Annotated in this window: 20 protein-coding genes; 2 read left to right on the top strand and 18 right to left on the bottom strand. The window is 28.4% G+C overall.

The window, feature by feature from the left end; translation table 11 throughout:
* Positions 1-46: 46 nt before the first annotated feature.
* The 18 genes from rplS to pta all read right to left on the bottom strand — a co-directional run bounded on the left by rplS (position 47) and on the right by pta (position 15,634).
* Positions 47-391: a 50S ribosomal protein L19 gene (gene rplS / locus J2Z24_RS13915; protein WP_035148552.1), complete on the bottom strand. Its 345-nt coding sequence runs from the start codon at positions 389-391 to the stop codon at positions 47-49.
* A gap of 122 nt (positions 392-513) precedes the next feature.
* The gene (gene trmD, locus J2Z24_RS13910; protein WP_035148551.1) at positions 514-1,242 is read right to left on the bottom strand and encodes a tRNA (guanosine(37)-N1)-methyltransferase TrmD; all 729 of its coding nucleotides are present in this window, start codon (positions 1,240-1,242) and stop codon (positions 514-516) included.
* The gene (rimM, locus tag J2Z24_RS13905) at positions 1,227-1,721 is read right to left on the bottom strand and encodes a ribosome maturation factor RimM (RefSeq protein ID WP_035148550.1); all 495 of its coding nucleotides are present in this window, start codon (positions 1,719-1,721) and stop codon (positions 1,227-1,229) included. The genes trmD and rimM overlap by 16 nt, the downstream gene beginning before the upstream one ends.
* Before the next feature lie 50 nt (positions 1,722-1,771).
* Entirely contained in the window at positions 1,772-1,999 is a 228-nt protein-coding gene (locus J2Z24_RS13900; RefSeq protein ID WP_035148549.1) for a KH domain-containing protein, read from the bottom strand.
* A gap of 16 nt (positions 2,000-2,015) precedes the next feature.
* Complete coding sequence (gene rpsP, locus J2Z24_RS13895; RefSeq protein ID WP_035148548.1) at positions 2,016-2,273, bottom strand: 30S ribosomal protein S16; 258 nt, start codon at positions 2,271-2,273, stop codon at positions 2,016-2,018.
* A 33-nt stretch (positions 2,274-2,306) separates the two neighbouring features.
* The gene (gene ffh / locus J2Z24_RS13890; protein WP_035148547.1) at positions 2,307-3,662 is read right to left on the bottom strand and encodes a signal recognition particle protein; all 1,356 of its coding nucleotides are present in this window, start codon (positions 3,660-3,662) and stop codon (positions 2,307-2,309) included.
* 10 nt (positions 3,663-3,672) lie between these two features.
* Positions 3,673-4,020: a putative DNA-binding protein gene (locus J2Z24_RS13885; protein ID WP_035148546.1), complete on the bottom strand. Its 348-nt coding sequence runs from the start codon at positions 4,018-4,020 to the stop codon at positions 3,673-3,675.
* A 114-nt stretch (positions 4,021-4,134) separates the two neighbouring features.
* Positions 4,135-5,046: a signal recognition particle-docking protein FtsY gene (gene ftsY / locus J2Z24_RS13880; RefSeq protein ID WP_035148545.1), complete on the bottom strand. Its 912-nt coding sequence runs from the start codon at positions 5,044-5,046 to the stop codon at positions 4,135-4,137.
* Positions 5,047-5,058: 12 nt separating this feature from the next.
* The gene (gene smc / locus J2Z24_RS13875) at positions 5,059-8,619 is read right to left on the bottom strand and encodes a chromosome segregation protein SMC (RefSeq protein ID WP_035148544.1); all 3,561 of its coding nucleotides are present in this window, start codon (positions 8,617-8,619) and stop codon (positions 5,059-5,061) included.
* 254 nt (positions 8,620-8,873) lie between these two features.
* The gene (locus J2Z24_RS13865; RefSeq protein ID WP_035148543.1) at positions 8,874-9,134 is read right to left on the bottom strand and encodes a stage V sporulation protein S; all 261 of its coding nucleotides are present in this window, start codon (positions 9,132-9,134) and stop codon (positions 8,874-8,876) included.
* A 96-nt stretch (positions 9,135-9,230) separates the two neighbouring features.
* Positions 9,231-10,319, bottom strand: coding sequence for an elongator complex protein 3 (locus J2Z24_RS13860; protein WP_035148542.1), 1,089 nt, complete (start codon positions 10,317-10,319; stop codon positions 9,231-9,233).
* Positions 10,312-11,013: a ribonuclease III gene (gene rnc, locus J2Z24_RS13855; protein WP_035148541.1), complete on the bottom strand. Its 702-nt coding sequence runs from the start codon at positions 11,011-11,013 to the stop codon at positions 10,312-10,314. The genes J2Z24_RS13860 and rnc overlap by 8 nt, the downstream gene beginning before the upstream one ends.
* A 125-nt stretch (positions 11,014-11,138) precedes the next feature.
* Positions 11,139-11,372, bottom strand: coding sequence for an acyl carrier protein (acpP, locus tag J2Z24_RS13850; RefSeq protein ID WP_035148540.1), 234 nt, complete (start codon positions 11,370-11,372; stop codon positions 11,139-11,141).
* A gap of 65 nt (positions 11,373-11,437) precedes the next feature.
* Complete coding sequence (gene plsX / locus J2Z24_RS13845) at positions 11,438-12,439, bottom strand: phosphate acyltransferase PlsX (protein ID WP_035148537.1); 1,002 nt, start codon at positions 12,437-12,439, stop codon at positions 11,438-11,440.
* Between the two features lie 133 nt (positions 12,440-12,572).
* The gene (rpmF, locus tag J2Z24_RS13840; protein WP_035148534.1) at positions 12,573-12,755 is read right to left on the bottom strand and encodes a 50S ribosomal protein L32; all 183 of its coding nucleotides are present in this window, start codon (positions 12,753-12,755) and stop codon (positions 12,573-12,575) included.
* 13 nt (positions 12,756-12,768) lie between these two features.
* Positions 12,769-13,269 (bottom strand): YceD family protein, encoded by a 501-nt coding sequence (locus J2Z24_RS13835; RefSeq protein WP_035148532.1) that lies wholly within the window; start codon positions 13,267-13,269, stop codon positions 12,769-12,771.
* A 111-nt stretch (positions 13,270-13,380) separates the two neighbouring features.
* A complete protein-coding gene (locus tag J2Z24_RS13830; RefSeq protein WP_035148530.1) occupies positions 13,381-14,574 on the bottom strand; it encodes an acetate kinase in 1,194 nt (397 codons plus the stop codon).
* 61 nt (positions 14,575-14,635) lie between these two features.
* Positions 14,636-15,634 carry a phosphate acetyltransferase gene (pta, locus tag J2Z24_RS13825; RefSeq protein WP_035148529.1) on the bottom strand — a complete coding sequence of 333 codons (999 nt, stop codon included), beginning with the start codon at positions 15,632-15,634 and terminating at the stop codon, positions 14,636-14,638.
* A gap of 317 nt (positions 15,635-15,951) precedes the next feature.
* Here pta and J2Z24_RS13820 point away from each other — a divergent pair, with 317 nt between their 5' ends.
* The gene (locus tag J2Z24_RS13820; protein WP_035148528.1) at positions 15,952-17,166 is read left to right on the top strand and encodes a nucleotidyltransferase; all 1,215 of its coding nucleotides are present in this window, start codon (positions 15,952-15,954) and stop codon (positions 17,164-17,166) included.
* 61 nt (positions 17,167-17,227) lie between these two features.
* Complete coding sequence (gene spoVV / locus J2Z24_RS13815; RefSeq protein ID WP_035148526.1) at positions 17,228-18,394, top strand: dipicolinic acid transporter SpoVV; 1,167 nt, start codon at positions 17,228-17,230, stop codon at positions 18,392-18,394.
* Position 18,395 lies beyond the last annotated feature (1 nt).

The following is an 18,395-nucleotide window of genomic DNA, read 5'->3' as shown; positions in this document are numbered from 1 at the left end:
CACCATCCCGTAATATAAAAAAGGGACTATAAAAGCCCCATTCTTATTATAATAATTCCTTAACTTTTGCAGCTTTACCTACTCTATCTCTTAAATAGAATAATTTAGCTCTTCTTACTTTACCTCTTCTTGCAACTTCAATTTTTTCAATTGTTGGAGCATTAACAGGAAAAGTTCTTTCAACACCTACTCCTGAAGTAACTCTTCTTACTGTAAATGTTTCTCTTAATCCACCATTTTGTCTCTTTAAAACTGTTCCTTCGAACATCTGAACTCTTTCTCTAGTTCCTTCTTTAATTCTTACATAAACTTTAACAGTATCTCCTACGTTAAATTTAGGTAAGTCTGTTCTAATTTGTTCTGCTTCTATAGCTCTGATTACTTCTAACATTTGTGCATTCCCTCCTCATATATAATTAGACGTTCATGCCTTAATAAATCATAGACAGAGGACCGCCCGTACTAGCACGAAGTTAATTCTACCATATGTATGTATATTTTTCAATATTAAACTTACATTTTCTTATAAAATTCATTTAATATTTTTTTATCTTCCTCTGTTAAATTTAGCCTGTTAAATAAATCAGGTCTTTTCTCTTTAGTAATCAATAGGGATTGTAGCCTTTTCCACTTTCTTATATTTTCATGATGTCCAGATGTAAGTACTTCTGGTACCCTATCTCCTCTAAATTCTTCTGGCCTAGTATACTGAGGATACTCTAAAACTCCTTCATAAAAGGACTCTTCCATAAAACTTTCGTTTCTTCCTAATACTCCCGGTATAAGTCTGCATATGCTATCTATAATAGGTATACAAGCCATTTCTCCTCCAGTTAATACAAAATCCCCTAAAGATATTTCTAAATCAATATATTTATAAATCCTTTCATCTATTCCTTCATAATGTCCACATAAAAATATTAATTCTTCCTCTTTAGATAATTCTTTGGCCATTTCTTGATTGAAAGTTTTTCCTCTAGGACCTAAAAATATAACTTTACCTCTATTTTTATTTTTCGCATAGGATATAGCATCTACAATAGGTTGTGCTGCCATTACCATTCCAGCCCCTCCACCATAGGGATAGTCATCAACTTTTTTATGTTTATCTAAAGTAAAGTCTCTAATTTGTACTGTATTAATATCTATTATTTTCTTTTCTATTGCCCTGCCTATTATACTGTGGTTAAATACATTAAACATTTCTGGAAAAAGTGTAAGAATATCTATTCTGCAAGCCATTCTTTTATAGGTTTAATAATTATTCTTTCTTCTTCTATATCAATACTAACCACAATAGTTTTTAACACAGGTACTAGTACTTCTTTTTCTCCTTTTACACAATATACATCATTACTTTTAGTTTGAATCACATCTACTAAAGTTCCTATTTCTTCTTCATTTTCATCAAATACTTTACATCCTATTAAATCAGCTATGTAGTATCGTCCCTCTGGCAATTTGACAGCTTCTGCTCTTGGTACTTCAAGATATTTATTTCTATATTTTATGGCATCTTCTATAGAGTCTATCCCTTCTATTTTTAAAATAACTTTATCATTTTGTAATTTACACCAAATTACTTTTTTTTCTTCATTGTTAATAAATACTCTTTTCAAATTTCTAAATCTTCTTATATCATCAGTTAAGGGATATATTTTTAGCTCGCCTTTTAATCCATGGGTATTTATAATTTGACCAATACTTAAAAATTCCTTCATAATTAATTCTCCTTTTTAAAAAAAGAGCTAGGCAGCACCTAACTCTTTTTTTATATTATTTCTACAACAACTCTTTTATTCTCTTTAATGGCTGCTGCTTTTACAACAGTTCTAATAGCCTTTGCTATTCTTCCCTGTTTTCCAATTACTTTTCCCATGTCTTCTGGTGCAACCTTTAGTTCAAGTATAATTGATTGCTCTCCAGCAATTTCATTTACTTGAACCATATCAGGGTCATCCACTAGTGACTTAGCTATGATTTCAACTAATTCTTTCATGTACTACACCCCCAAATTATTTAGAAAGCTTTTCATTTAATCCAGTTCTTACAAAAAGCTTTTTAACTATATCTGTTGGCTGAGCACCGTTCTTTACCCAAGTAACTGCCTTTTCTTCATTAATTTTAATTGTAGCTGGTTCTGTTGTTGGGTTGTAGTAACCTATTTCATCAATGAATCTTCCATCTCTTGGAGATCTTGAATCTGCTACAATAACTCTGTAGAAAGGAGCTTTCTTAGCACCCATTCTTCTTAGTCTTATCTTTACTGCCATGTTTTTCACCTCCTTTAAAAATATGTTTTTATGTTAAAATGGCAATTTACCAAATAAACCTTTTTTCTTTGCGAACCCCTTCTGCATACCCTTCATTTGCTTCATCATTTTCTTCATAGTTTCAAAATCCTTTAATATTTTGTTTACTTGTTGAATATTAGTACCTGATCCATTAGCAATTCTTTTCTTTCTTGAAGGAGAACCACTTACAAGAGTTGGGTTTCTTCTCTCTTTTATAGTCATAGAACTTACAATTGCTTCTATCCTTTTTAATTCTTTTTCACTTTGACTTAAATCAACACCTTTAAGTTCTTTTGAATTGATTCCTGGCATCATTTCCATAATCTTATTCAAAGGTCCAAGTTTTTTCATCTGTTGCATAGCTGCTAAAAAGTCTTCAAAATTAAATTCCTGATTCATTATTCTGCTGCCTATTTTTTCAGCTTCTTTTTCATCAATAGCTTGCTGTGCTTTTTCTATAAGAGTAAGCACATCTCCCATTCCAAGAATCCTTGAAGCCATTCTATCAGGGTGGAACACTTCAAAATCACTCATTTTTTCTCCCACACCAATAAACTTTATAGGTTTCCCTGTCATAGATTTTATAGAAAGAGCTGCTCCACCTCTAGTATCACCATCTAGTTTTGTTAAAACTACGCCTGTAATATCAAGTTGTGAATTAAAACTCTCTGCTACATTTACAGCATCTTGACCAGTCATTGAATCTACAACTAAAAGTATTTCATTTGGATTAACACTCTCTTTTACATTTTTAAGTTCATCCATTAGTTCTTCATCTATATGAAGTCTTCCAGCAGTATCAATTATCACTACATTATTACTATTTTCCTTAGCATGTTTTATAGCCGCTTTAGAAATATCCACAGGATTCACTTTATCGCCTAATGTAAACACTGGAATTTCAATTTGTTTTCCAACTACCTGTAACTGCTTTATTGCGGCTGGTCTATAAATATCACAGGCTACAAGTAACGGCTTCTTATTTTTCTTTCTTAGCTGTAAAGCTAATTTACCAGCCATAGTTGTTTTACCTGCACCTTGAAGTCCAACTAGCATAATAACTGTTATGCCAGTTTGAGAAAAATTTATTTCACTTTCCTTGTTTCCCATTAATTCAACAAGTTCTTCATTAACTATTTTAATAACCTGTTGCCCTGGAGTAAGACTTTCTAAAACTTCTTTGCCAGTACACTTTTCACTAACACTTTTTACAAAGTCTTTAACTATCTTATAATTTACATCAGCTTCTAAAAGTGCTAATTTAACTTCTCTCATTGCTTCTTTAATATCTTTTTCTGTAAGCTTACCTTTTCCTTTAAGCTTTTTAAGAGTTTCTTGAAGCTTAGAGGCCAATCCTTCAAAAGCCATAGTTATCCTCCTAAAAATTATTAATTAAATTATTCTTTATATCAGAAATTATATTTATACATTTGTCATCTTTACATATTTGTTCTAAATCATTAATTTTACTTAATATATACTCTTTAGATTTCATAAATTCATCATTTTTTTGCATTAATTTTAATTTTTTTTCATATTCTAATAACAATTTATTACATCTCTTAGTTAAATCATATATTGCTTGCCTACTAGTATTAGTATGTTCAGATATCTCAGACAAAGAAAAATCTTCATTGTAATATAAATTCATTATAGTCCTTTGTTTATCTGTTAAAAGTACCCCATAATAATCTAGAAGTATTGAAATTTCTATTTTCTTATCCATGAGACCTGTAGAACACTCTACACACTCACTCCTTTTCTCATTAACTGACAAAATATATAATATCAAATATATATATAGGTGTCAAGTATTTTTACTTAACACCTATATATTTTTTTAGAAAAGGGCTTCGACAAATTCCTTTGGATCAAACTCTTGCAAATCTTCTACGCCTTCTCCAACTCCAATAAGTTTAACCGGGATATTCAAACTGTGTTTTATTGAAATAACAATTCCGCCTTTAGCAGTACCATCTAACTTTGTTAATATAATCCCATCAACTTTACATACTTCCATGAACTGTTTTGCCTGTAATACAGCATTTTGACCTGTAGTAGCATCTAACACCAAGTAAGTATGTTTTGTTGCTTCACTATATTCTCTTTCAATTACCCTATTTATTTTCCCTAACTCATCCATTAAATTTTTCTTGTTATGAAGTCTACCAGCAGTATCACAAATAAGCACATCAACCCCTCTTGCCTTTGCTGCTTGAATTCCATCGAAAACAACTGCTGCTGGATCAGAACCTTCTTTATGCTTTACCAAATCAACTCCAGCTCTTTTGCTCCAAACTTCTAACTGATCTATAGCTGCAGCTCTAAATGTATCTGCTGCAACCATAAGCACCTTATATCCTTCGTCCTTTAATTTATATGATATCTTTCCTATGGATGTAGTCTTTCCTACCCCATTTACTCCTACAATTAACATTATTTCTGGTGTGCTCTCTGGAACTATAGATCCTTTTTCTTCTCCTAACATCTCAATTAGTACTTCTTTTAGGCATGGCTTTACTTCTGCTGGCTCCTTTATCTTCTTTTCTTTAATTTTTTCCTTTAATTTTTCAATAATTTCTAATGATGTTTCTACTCCTATATCAGAAGTTATTAGTATTTCTTCTAACTCCTCATATAAATCCTCATCAATATTTACATATAAATTAAGCATTTCACTTATTTTATCTGTAAAATTATCTTTAGTTTTCGTTAAACCTTGTTTTAGCTTATCAAAAAAACCTCCAAACATATATATCACTCCTTAATTTGTTAAATCTACTGAAATTATTTTTGAAACCCCTTTTTCCTCCATAGTTACACCATATAGCACATCGCTAGCTTCCATAGTTCCCTTTCTGTGAGTTATTACAATAAATTGAACATTTCCTGAAAATTCTTTCAAAAACTCTGCATATCTCATTACATTAGCGTCATCTAGAGCTGCTTCGATTTCATCTAATATACAGAAAGGAGTAGGTTTCATTTTTAATATAGCAAAAAGTAATGCTATTGCAGATAAAACTTTTTCTCCTCCAGACATTAGATTGATATTTTGCAACTTCTTTCCTGGAGGTTGAACAGTAATATCAATAGCCCCATTCAATTCATCTCCAGAAGATAATATTAAATCTGCATTTCCACCTTTGAATAATTGTTTAAAAGTTTCATTAAAAAGAACTTTTAATTTATTAAAGTTTTCATTAAAAACTACTCTCATTTTATCTGTCATTTCTTCTATTAACTTTAAAAGCTCTTGTTTTGCTGTTATTAAATCCTCTTTCTGATTGTTCATAAAAGTATATTTTTCTTTTACTTCTTTATATTCCTCAACAGCTCCTAAATTAACTACTCCTAGTGAAGTTATTTGAGATTTTAATTTATAAATACTATTTTTATAAGTTTCTATATTTTCTATAGGTTCTTTATACTTTATAGCTTCTATATAATCTAAGTTATGTTCTTCATTTAACTTATTATACAAAATTTCTTTTTCTGATTGAATTTTAGCAAAATAAATTTCTATTTTATGTAATTCACTATCTTTTTTATTTTTTATCAAATAGCATTCATCAAGTTTATCTTTATTCTCCTTAATAGAATCTTTTATTTTTATTATTTGTATTTCCCCTTCTTTAAAATTGTTTTCTAGCTTCTCTATTACATTTGTGATACTTTTACATTTATCTTCTTTTTCTAAAATACTTTGCTCACATTTATGTTTTTCTTCCTCACACTTATCTATGCTATTTATCATTTCTTCATGTTTTATATTAAGTTCTTCTATTTCCTTATCTATTCTAATTAAATCTTTCAGTTTATTTGATACAACTTCGTCTATCTGCGCTTTTTTAATTTTGTTAGATGTAAGTTTATCCCTTAATGCTGCTATTTGTTTTTGTCTGTTTTCTAAAAGTTCTTCTAAATGTACTATATTTTTAGAATTTTCTTCTTCTGCCGCTTGTAATGTATTTAAATTTTCCATCTTTTCTTCTTTTTGAGCAATGCTTAAATTTAATTCTTCATTTATATTTTCTATTTCTTTATTCCAAACCTCTAACCTATTTTTTAACTTTATGTTATCATCACATATAGAAGAAAGCTTCTCTTGTAGCTTTGTTGTTTCAATATTTTCGTAATATACTTGATCCTTCAGATTCAAAGATTCTTCATCTAACTTTTTTATATTTTCTCTATCAAAATTTATAGAGTTTGATAAAGCTTCTATTTCTCTATTTACCTTATTCATTTCTTCTTTAACTTCTTCTATTTCTCTTTTTCTACCTATTATGTTTGTATTTTTACTACGAAATACACTTCCTCCTGTTAAGGATCCACCTGCATTTATCACTTCTCCTGAAAGAGTAACTATTCTATAACTGTAATCTATTTTTTTAGCTATAACAAGAGAGGTATCCATATCCTTACAAATAATTGTTCTCCCTAAAACATATTCTATTGCATTAGAAAATTTAGTATCATAACTTATTAATTCACTACCAATACCTATGTATCCAGGAATACTTTTTATATCCTCATTAATAAATATTTTTTTACCTTTTATTATATTTAGAGGAAGAAAAGTAGCTCTTCCTAAATTGTTTTCTTTAAGATAATTAATTAAAATTTTTGCAATACCTTCATCTAAGGTTATAATGTCTGAAATTGCTCCTCCTAATGCTATTTCTATAGCAGTTTCAAACTCCCTTTTAACTTCTATAATTTCACCTAATACAAAAGTATTTCCATATGCTCTTTTTATTTTATCTTTATGTATATGCTGCATCAAAGTTTTTACAGACTTATTATATCCCTCATAATGTTTATCTAAATTTACTAAAAGATTATGATTTGCTTCTAATCTACTTCTAGAATTATTTAAATCTTTCAGTTTCTTATCTTTTGTACCTAATAAAGAATTTATGTTGCTTATTTCTTTCTTATTTTTTTTAATTTTATCTTCATATGTCAATACATTTGCATTAAGCTTTTTTATTTCCTCTTCTATAGCTAATGCAGTATTAGAATTAATTTTAATTGAATTAATACAACTTTCACATGAAGATTTTATTCCATCTAATTTTTTGTTTAAAACTTCAATATTGTTAGTAATAATAATTATTTCATTTTTTACGTTAGAAATATTACTTAAATATTCAATTTGATCTTCCTTGTATTTTTTTATTTTATTTAATTTATCTTCTATAGATGAATTAAAAGCAATTACATCATTTTCAAAATTTATTATGATACTATTTAAATCCTTTTGTACAACTTGATCTTCCTTTAATTTTTTTTCTTCCTCATCCTTTATTATTTTTAAGGAACTTATTTTATTTCTTATTTCATCTATTGATTGTAATGTATCATTTATGTATTTATGAAAATTGTTTATTCTCTCTTTAAGTATACTTATATCTCCAATTATTTTATTCAATTGTTCTTTTTCATTATAATAATTCTTTTTATCAACAGAAATCTTTTCTTCTAAATTCTCCAGTTTTTTATTCCAATCATTTAGAACGTTTTTATAACATATAGTATTCTTTTCTATATTTTCTATTTCTCTTTTCAAAATTTCCATTTTAGAATTTACATCAGATATTTTATTTACTACATTCTCTATAGAATGAATAGTTAAATTTACTTCTTTATTTTTTAATTCATTATTTATTTGGACAAATTTATTTGCTTTTTCGCTCTCTATTTTTAAAGGTTCCAACCTTTCTTCATAGGTACTTAGAATATCCATTATTCTGGTTAAGTTTGATTCAGTACTTTCTAGTTTCTTTTCCGCTTCTTCTTTTCTTCTTTTAAATTTTACTATACCTGCTGCTTCTTCTAAAAGGCTTCTTCTTTCTTCTGGCTTTCCACTTAATATAGCTTCTATCTTACCTTGCCCTATAATAGAATAACCTTCTTTACCAATACCAGTATCCATAAATAACTCTTGAATATCTTTCAATCTGCATTGAGTATTATTTATGTAATATTCGCTATCTCCAGAACGATATATTCTTCTGGAGATAGTAACATCACAGTATTCTATAGGTAACTCAGAATTACTATTGTCTAATGTTAAGGAAACTTGAGCCAAACTTACAGCTTTTCTAAATTGAGTTCCTGCAAATATAACATCTTCCATTTTTCCGCCTCTTAGGCTCTTAACGCTTTGTTCTCCAAGCACCCATCTTATAGCATCAGATATATTACTTTTACCACTACCATTAGGTCCTACAATAGCTGTGATTCCATTTTTAAAAGTCAATTCAGTTTTATTTGCAAAAGATTTAAAACCTCGTATTTCAATTGATTTTAAGTTCATATGCTACAACTCCCTATCTACCAAATATCATAGGAATCAAACTAGCTATAAAGATTACGAGAATCACATATGCCATTATTTTTTTAGATTTTTCTCTTTGCTGCTTTTTCACCTTAATCTCCTCCAAATTTATGTTTAATATTTTATTTAAATTACTTAACAATATAATAGTTTATATTATATAACCCAAAATATCAATTCTAAAAATAAAAACCATGCTACAGCATGGTTTTTACTCTTTAAATTATTTAAAATTATCTAGGTTCTACAATAAATTTAATTGCCGTTCTTTCCTCTCCTTCTATATTTACCTCTGAAAAGGCTGGAACTACAACCAAGTCAATTCCATTTGGAGCTACAAATCCCCTAGTAATAGCAATTGCTTTTATAGCCTGGTTTACAGCTCCCGCACCAACAGCTTGAATTTCTGCGCTACACTTTTCCTTAATAGTCGCAGCCAATGCTCCTGCTACAGATTTTGGTTCTGATTGAGCGGATACTTTTAATATTTCCATAAATAACTCCTCCCCCATGACTTCATTAAATTTACTTTTCATTATTGTATTTTTTATATTGAACATTACATCAATTAATAATTTATTAATATTATTCTATGAAATATCAAAATTTCCTTCTTTATACTTTTTTAAAATATAGCTAGATATCGACAGACAATTACAATTTTTATCCGTACCTATTATTATTTCTCCTTGATTAACACCATTATTTTGAATAACTTTAACTTTATCTGTCTTTAATCTTCCTAGAATGTCGCAGAAAAATTCTTTTTTATTAGCATATAATTTGGAAATGTCCTTACTATTTATCTGTATATAAAAATCCTTTAAATTTTCTTCAACTACAAATTCATATATCATATCATTTAATATACTACTTTCTACTAATTCTCTAAATGCAGGATGAAATGGTCCTGCTACTATATCTTTTCCTACATTTATTTCTTCTGTAGGTTGTAAACCAACTCTTATAACCTGTATTCCATTAGCTATCATCATGGAATAAATTATTTTACAAATATTCAATGCTTCTTTTATAGAATATGGAGTATATATGCCATTATTATACATAATTTCCATGGGTGTATTTTTTACTACTAAAGCTGGATAAATTCTACATATATCTGGCTTCATAGATATTACTTCTTCAGTAGTTTTTATGTCTTTTAAAAAAGTATCCCCTGGAAGTCCTAACATTATCTGATGCCCTAAAGTGAAACCATATTCTTTTATAAGCTTTGATGCAATATAAACGTCTTCTTCCAAATGACCCCTTCCGGATTTTTCTAGCACCTCTTTATCCATAGACTGTATTCCCAGCTCTATTATATCCACTCCATATTTTTTTAGATTATTTAATATAATATTATCTATATAATCTGGTCTAGTTGATAATCTTATATAATCTATATATCCTTTATCCTTATATTCTTTTGCAACTTTTAATAGTCTTTTTTGCTTATCTATGTGAATAGCAGTAAATGTGCCTCCAAAAAAGGATACTTCAATTATAGAATTATCTCTATCTATTGTTTTTAAATAATTTTCTATTACATTTCTTGTATAACTTTCATCTACTACTTCCTCATTACCAGTTATACTTTCTTGATTACAAAACACACAATTATGAGGACATCCTTCATGAGGTACAAATATAGGTATTATATAATGTCTTTTACTCATATCTTTCCTCCATTTTTTTAATGGCTTCTTTAGCTGCATTTTGTTCAGCCTCTTTTTTACTATATCCTTCACCTTTACCCAAAATCTTATCCTCTATTTGAACCTTAGTATAGAATTTTCTTCTATGAGGAGGACCTTCGAATTTCTCAAGATTATATATAATATCTATATCTCCATGCTCTTGTAATTTTTCTTGAAGTTTTGTTTTATAATCTAATATTATTTCATCTTTCATAGCTCTATCTATTATCCCATTAAAATTACTAATAATAAAAGTTTTAACAATTTCTAATCCTCGATCTAAATATATCGCTGCAATTATAGCTTCAACACAATCTGCTAAAATAGATGCTCTTACTCTACCACCTGTTAATTCTTCTCCTTTGCTCATGAGCATATATTCTCCAAGCTTCCATTTTTGGGCTATTTCAAACAAAGAATTTTCACAAACTATTAAAGCTCTCTTCTTTGATAATTCTCCTTCTGATTTCTCCTTATAATTCATAAATAAATATTCTGTGATTACAAGTTGTAAAACAGAATCTCCTAGAAATTCTAATCGTTCATTATATTTAATATGCTTTTTTTGATTTGCATAAGAACTATGTGTAAGAGCTATTCTAATCAAAGATTCATCTTTAAATATTATTCCTAACTTATACTCTAGTTCTTTGAAAAACTTTTTTCTTTCCATATATAGTAACTCCTTATTTTACAGGTTTATTATTCAATTTGTTAAAATTTTTAATCATAACAAATTCAACAATAAACCTCAATATTTAAATAAAAGTTAAAGCCCCGTATACACGGGACTTAAAATTACTCTTCAGTATGAGCTTTTATGTACTCTACTACATCTCCTACTGTTGATATTTTTTCAGCATCTTCATCTGGTATTTCTAAATCGAATTCAGTTTCTAATGCCATAATAAGCTCAACAATATCAAGTGAATCTGCCCCCAAATCATCTATGAAAGATGCTTCCATAGTAATTTCTTCTGGGTCAACTCCTAGCTGTTCAGAAATTATATTTTTAACTTTTTCAAATATCATACTTTCACCTCCCCGAAAATCTTATAATTAGATAATATTACATAATAGTCATACCGTCAATATTATTAAGCCTCATTTATTTTTATTAAATCTTCTTTAATGTGCCCAATAATATTATTGTTATGAAAATTAATACATTGTCTTACAGCATTTTTAAATGCTTTTTTGTCAGATGATCCATGAGCCTTTACACATATGCCTTCTACCCCAAGAAATGCAGCCCCACCATATTCTTTATAATCAAATTTTTTCTTTATATTTCTGAATACAGGTTTTAATAGTAATCCTGCTATTTTTCCAGAAAACGAACTAATCATTTCACTTTTAATTATATGAAATAAATTTGAAGCTGTACCCTCATACATTTTGAGCACTGTATTTCCAACAAATCCATCACATACTAAAACATTTACATCTCCTGTGGGTATTTCTCTAGGTTCTACATTTCCAATGAAATTTAGTCCAGATTCTTTTAATAAAGGGTAAGTTGCTTTAGTTAATTCATTGCCTTTTTCTTCCTCTACCCCAATATTCACCAAACCTATTGAAGGATTTTTAATGTTTAATATTCTTTCAAAATATACTTTACCCATCAATGCAAATTGCACTAAATTTTTAGGTTTACATTCAGCATTAGCTCCCACATCTATAACCATAAAAGGAGCATTCTTACCTGGCATAACTGGAGCTAGAGCTGGTCTATCTATTCCCTTTATCCTTCCTATAACAAATAAAGAACCTGCCATAAATGCACCAGTACTTCCTGCTGAAATAATACCATGAGCCTTCTTTTCTTTTACAAGATTTAAAGCTTTAACTAAACTTGAATCCTTTTTTCTTCTTATGGCCATAACTGGACTCTCATTTGTGGATATTACATCTGCTGCATGGACTACTGATATTTTACTCTTGTCATAATTATATTTACCCAATTCTTTATTTATTATTTCTTCTGGACCAGTAATTATAATATTTAAATCATTATATTCTTTAATAGCTTCTATTACCCCTGCCACTACCTCAGTAGGTGCAAAGTCTCCTCCCATTCCATCTACTGCTATTATCATTTTTGTTCACTTCCTTTTAAATAGAAATTCGACTACTTGTCATAATTTAAAAGTATATAACAATTCCTTACTAAAAACAATATACTTGGAAATGATAATAGTAAAAAAATAAAAGAAAGTCAAAAGACTTTCTTTATTTTTCAGTTGCAACAACTTCTTTACCTTTATAGTATCCACAACTTTTACAAACTCTGTGTGCAAGTTTCATTTCGTGACACTGAGGACATTCAACTATTCCTGGTAAACTTAATTTAAAAGTTTGAGCTCTTCTTGAATCTCTTCTAGCTTTTGAAAATTTTCTCGCTGGATTTCCCATAGTAAACACCTCCTTAATTAGATGAAAACAACTCTTTTAGCTTTGCTAATCTAGGATCTATATCCTCATTTTTACAATTACAACGTGAATGATTAAGATTAGTTCCGCATGTTTGACATAATCCCTTACATTCTTCTTTGCAAAGCCTCCTAATCGGTAAAGATAATGTAATATTATTTTCAATAATTTCTGTGATGTCAATAGCATCACTATCTATAAAGATGTAATCATCATCTTTATTAGCATTATCACTAGAGAATTTTTCGTTAACTTCAATCTCTATATCTTTACTAAACTTTTCTAAACATCTAGAACAAGTTAGCTCTATTTTGGTAGTTGCAGTACCTTGAAGGGTTAGAAATTCTCCTGCTAAATTTATCTTTCCTACAAATTTAATAGGTTCTAAATATCTGAGGTATTCTGCTCCATCATAAAAATCCTTTTCCTCAATTATAAGGTCAATGTTTCTTTTTATGATTTTCTTTTTTAATAAGTCAGATACATCAATTTTCATAACACTCACCTCAATGAATTAACCACAATTTATTATATAAAGATGATGATTAAAAGTCAAGTTTTATTTATTTTTTGTTAAAAGATGAAAATTTTTTCCCACTTATTTAACTTATTCTACTATTTCTTCAGTATCTCTAGCTATCATAAGTTCTTCATCTGTTGGTATAACAAAAACTTTTACTTTTGAGTCATCAGTACTTATAACTTTAGCAAAGCCTCTTCCTTCATTGTTCTTCTTATCATCAATTTTTATTCCTAAAAACTCTAATCCATTACATATTTCTGCTCTACTTAAAGGAGCATTTTCTCCAAGACCTGCTGTAAATACAACACAATCCACTCCGCCCATAGCTGCTGCATAAGAACCTATGAACCTCTTTACTTTATAATGGAATACATCTAAAGCAAGTTTTGATCTATGTTTTCCTTCTTCTGCTGCTGTTTCTATATCTCTAAAATCACTGCTAACTCCAGATATTCCATAAACACCTGATTTTTTGTTTATAAGATTATTTACTTCATCTATAGTTAAATTTAATTCTTTCATCAAGAATGTAATAATAGCAGGGTCAATACTACCAGATCTTGTTCCCATAGCTACTCCTTCAAGTGGAGTAAATCCCATACTTGTTTCTACTGATTTTCCTCCATCAACAGCACAAATACTCGCTCCATTTCCAAGATGACAAGTAATTATCTTTAAATCTTTTATGTCTTTTCCCATCATTTCAGCTGCCATTCTTGATACATATCTGTGTGATGTACCGTGAAAACCGTACTTTCTAATACCATATTTTTTGTATAATTCATATGGTATAGGGTAAATATAAGCATATTCAGGTATAGTCTGATGAAAAGCTGTATCAAATACTGCTACCATTGAAGTATTTGGCATTAAAGCTTTACATGCATTTATACCAATAATATTTGGTGGATTATGGAGTGGCGCTAACTTTATACAATCCTCTAAAGATTTCATAACTTCATCATCTATTAAAACTGATTTAGCATACTTTTCTCCACCATGAACAACTCTATGTCCTACTGCTGATATCTCTGACATATCACTAATTACACCATGTTTGCTATCTACAAGAGCATCTAAAACTAATTTTATAGCATCTTTATGATCTTTCATTGGCTGCTCTATTATATATTTTTCTCCATTTGATTTTTGAGTAAGTATTGAACCTTCGATTCCAATTCTTTCAACTAATCCTTTAGCTAATGCATTTTCATTTTCCATGTCAATTAGCTGATATTTTAATGATGAACTACCACAGTTTATTACTAGTATTTTCAATTCTAAATCTCTCCTTCATTTTTTATATTTAATTATAATAAATAGAATTCTCTTTACTTAACTAGTTAGTTTGCGCTTGAACTGCTGTTACGGCAACAACATTCACTATATCCTCTGCACTACATCCTCTTGATAAATCATTTATAGGCTTTGCAAAACCTTGAGTTATAGGTCCTATTGCTTCAGCATTGGCAAATCTTTGAACTAATTTATATCCAATATTTCCTGCTTGAAGATCAGGGAATACTAAAACATTAGCTTTGCCTGCTACTGAACTATTTGGAGCTTTTAAATTAGCAACTTTTTCAACTATAGCTGCATCTAATTGTAATTCTCCATCTATATCTAATTCTGGTCTTCTTCCCTTAGCTACCTTAGCTGCTGTAGTAACTTTATCAACTAATTCATGACTAGCACTTCCCATTGTTGAAAATGAAAGCATAGCAACTTTTGGATTCATATTACATAAATCCTTTGCTGTGTCTGCAGTAGTTATAGCTATTGAAGCTAACTCATCTGAATTAGGGTTAGGATTTACTGCACAATCAGCAAATAATAATAATCCATCTTCGCCATATTTTGAATCTGGAACTAACATTATAAAGAAGCTTGATACTACTGATACTCCTGGAGCAGTCTTAACAATTTGAAGACCAGGTCTTAAAAGATCTCCTGTTGTATGTATAGCACCGGATACCATACCATCTGCATCGTCCATCTTAACCATCATTGTTCCAAAGTATAATGGATCTAATATAATTTTTGCAGCCTTTTCTTCTGTCATTCCTTTATTCTTTCTTAATTCATATAAAGTTTTTGCATAAGATTGAGTTTTATCTGAAGTTTTAGGATCAACTATTTTAGCTCCATCTACGCTTACTCCTAATTCTTTTGCTTTATTCTTAACCTTTTCTTCGTTACCTACAAGTACTATATCTGCAAGCTTGTTCTTTATTATCATTTCACAAGCTTTAATATTTCTTTCTTCTTCACCTTCAGCAAGAACAATTTTCTTTTTATTATCTTGGGCTTTCTTCCAAATTTCTTCCATTAATTTCATTTTCGAATTTCTCCCTTCGGTTAATTTTAAACTACACACATATATAATATAAGACTTTTTATGTGACATTTTCAAGTGTTATGTTAAAAAATTTTTCTACTCTTAACAAGGATATATACATATTATTGACAGAATTTTTTTAAAAAGTATAGCATTCTTCAAAAAAAGTGTTAAATTATTGTCAAAGTTTATTCTTAATTTCTATTTTAAATTAATATTTTCTTTATATATTTCAAAAACTTGTATATAATATTGTTAATCTATTTTAAGTAATTATTACCATAAAATTTATATTATAAACAATAGGAGGTTTTAAATTGAATATATCAGGAGTAATAGTTGAGTATAATCCCTTTCATAATGGCCATCTATATCATATAAATAAAACTAAAGAATTTACAAATTGTGACGGTATAGTAGCTGTAATGAGTGGTAACTTTGTACAAAGAGGAGTTCCTTCTATTATAGATAAATGGAATAGAACAAAAATGGCCTTATTAAATGGAGTAGATTTAGTATTAGAACTTCCTGTTTTATATAGCTTATCTTCTGCTGAGTTTTTCGCATTAGGAGCAGTAAGTCTACTTAATAACATAGGAGTAGTTAGTAACCTTTGCTTTGGTAGTGAAGTTGGAGACATTAATAATATATTAGAAATAGCTAAAGTTCTATATGAGGAATCAAATGAATATAAAACTCTACTTAAATCACACCTAAATAATGGATTATCTTTTCCCACTGCCAGAACTGAAGCATTGCGAGAATATTTAGTATATAATGAAAAAACCTGTTTTCACTTTAACAATTTTTTAACCTCTTCTAACAATATTTTGGCCATAGAATACTGCAAAAATTTATTAAAAATCAATAGCAAAATTATTCCTCTAACTGTAAAAAGAGAAGGAAACGCTTACAATTCCAGGGAATTAAATGAATTTTATTCCAGTGCAACCTCTATTAGACATTATATCAAAAACAATAATAACTTAAACTTACTAGAAAAATATCTTCCAAACAATGTTTTAAATATAATAGATACACTTAGCAAAGATAAATACACTTTTGTCTTTGAAGATTCTTTGCTAGATTTTATTAAATATAAGTATTTTTTAGATAAAAATTCTTTAGAAAACATTCCCGATATATCTGAAGGACTTCATAATAGAATATATTCCGCACTAGATAAAGCCATTTCCTTAGAAGATTTGATACTTGAAATAAAAACAAAACGTTATACTTATACAAGAATAAATAGAATATTATGCCAGTATTTTTTAGGTTTTGAGCTCTTAGATACGAAAAATTTAAGACAAAATTCTTGCCCCTATGCCAGGGTTTTAGGATTTAATAAAATAGGAATGAAAATATTAAAAGAAATGAAGAAACATTCTAATATACCAGTTTATACTAAAATACCTAAACAAATAGATCCAGTTTTGGATCTAGATATTAAGGCTACTAAATGCTATAGCTTACTAAACAAAAGTATAGACCCATTAGCAGATTATAAACTAAAACCAATTATATTATAGTAATAAAATATTAAGATTAAAATATATATGTATTAAAACATTATTAATTAAAGGAGATACGGTGAGAATTCTATTATATATTTTAATAATATGTGTATTTGTTTTGTTAGCTTTATTATTTAAAGATAAATCTCTTATAATTACTATAATCTGTTCATTAATTATAATAAGTTTTGTTTTAAATCCCAATATATGTATTAAAGGATGTATATCTGGTGCTTCCTTATTTTTTTATAAAGTATTTCCTTCTCTTTTTCCTTTTTTGGTAATATGTAATATTATAATGAACTGTAATGGAGTATATATTTATTCTAAAGCCTTTGGTAAAATACTATGCTCTCCTTTAAGTTTGCCTTTGAACTGCAGTTTCGTCATAATAGTAAGTATTTTATGCGGATATCCTTTAGGAGCTAAATATAGTTGCGAACTATATGAAAAAAAAATAATAGATTTTAAAACTTGTGAAAGACTATTGAACATTGCTTCAACTGCTAGCCCTTTATTTATTATTGGAACTGTAGGTACATCTATGTTAGGTAACACTTATATAGGATACATATTATTAATAGGAAGTTATCTTTCTTCTCTTATAATAAGTTTTATTATACCTGTTAGATATGATTCACTGAAACACAATAATTCTAAAATGCTTTTTCCTTCTTCAAATATTAATCTAGGAAATACATTAAAATCTTCTATAGAAAATGGAATAAAAACCTCCTTATCTGTAGGAGGTTTCATAGTATTATTTTCAGTTATAAATAATATATTAAGAAATAGTTATATTTTTCATATAATCTTAGATAATATTTATAAAAATTTAAAAGTGCCACATGGCATTATAGAAGGGCTTACTCTTGGGTTAATTGAAATGACAAATGGATGTAATATTATCTCATCTTTAAATTTAGGTTATGGAATAAAAATAATATTTATTGGATTTTTATTGGGATTTAGTGGTATTTGCATAGTATTGCAATGCAATTCTTTTATGAGTAAACATAATTTTTCATTAATTAGGTATATAAAATATAAAGTATTTCAAGGAATAATTTCCTCTATTATTTCATATATATTATATTGCCTATTTTATAAAGAAAATTCAGCCTTTACCTTTAAGCAAAATACTTCCATACTTTTTAATATTAACGGAATCTTCGTTTTAATTTCATTACTTTTATTTATTTTACCAATTATGATTTATAACTTTAAAAAGCATATTTACTAAG

The sequence above is a fragment of the Clostridium tetanomorphum genome, assembly GCF_017873215.1.
Classification (GTDB): domain Bacteria; phylum Bacillota; class Clostridia; order Clostridiales; family Clostridiaceae; genus Clostridium_AO; species Clostridium_AO tetanomorphum.
Note: the sequence above shows the minus strand (reverse complement) of the source record. Positions and strands in the feature narration are given on the sequence as shown.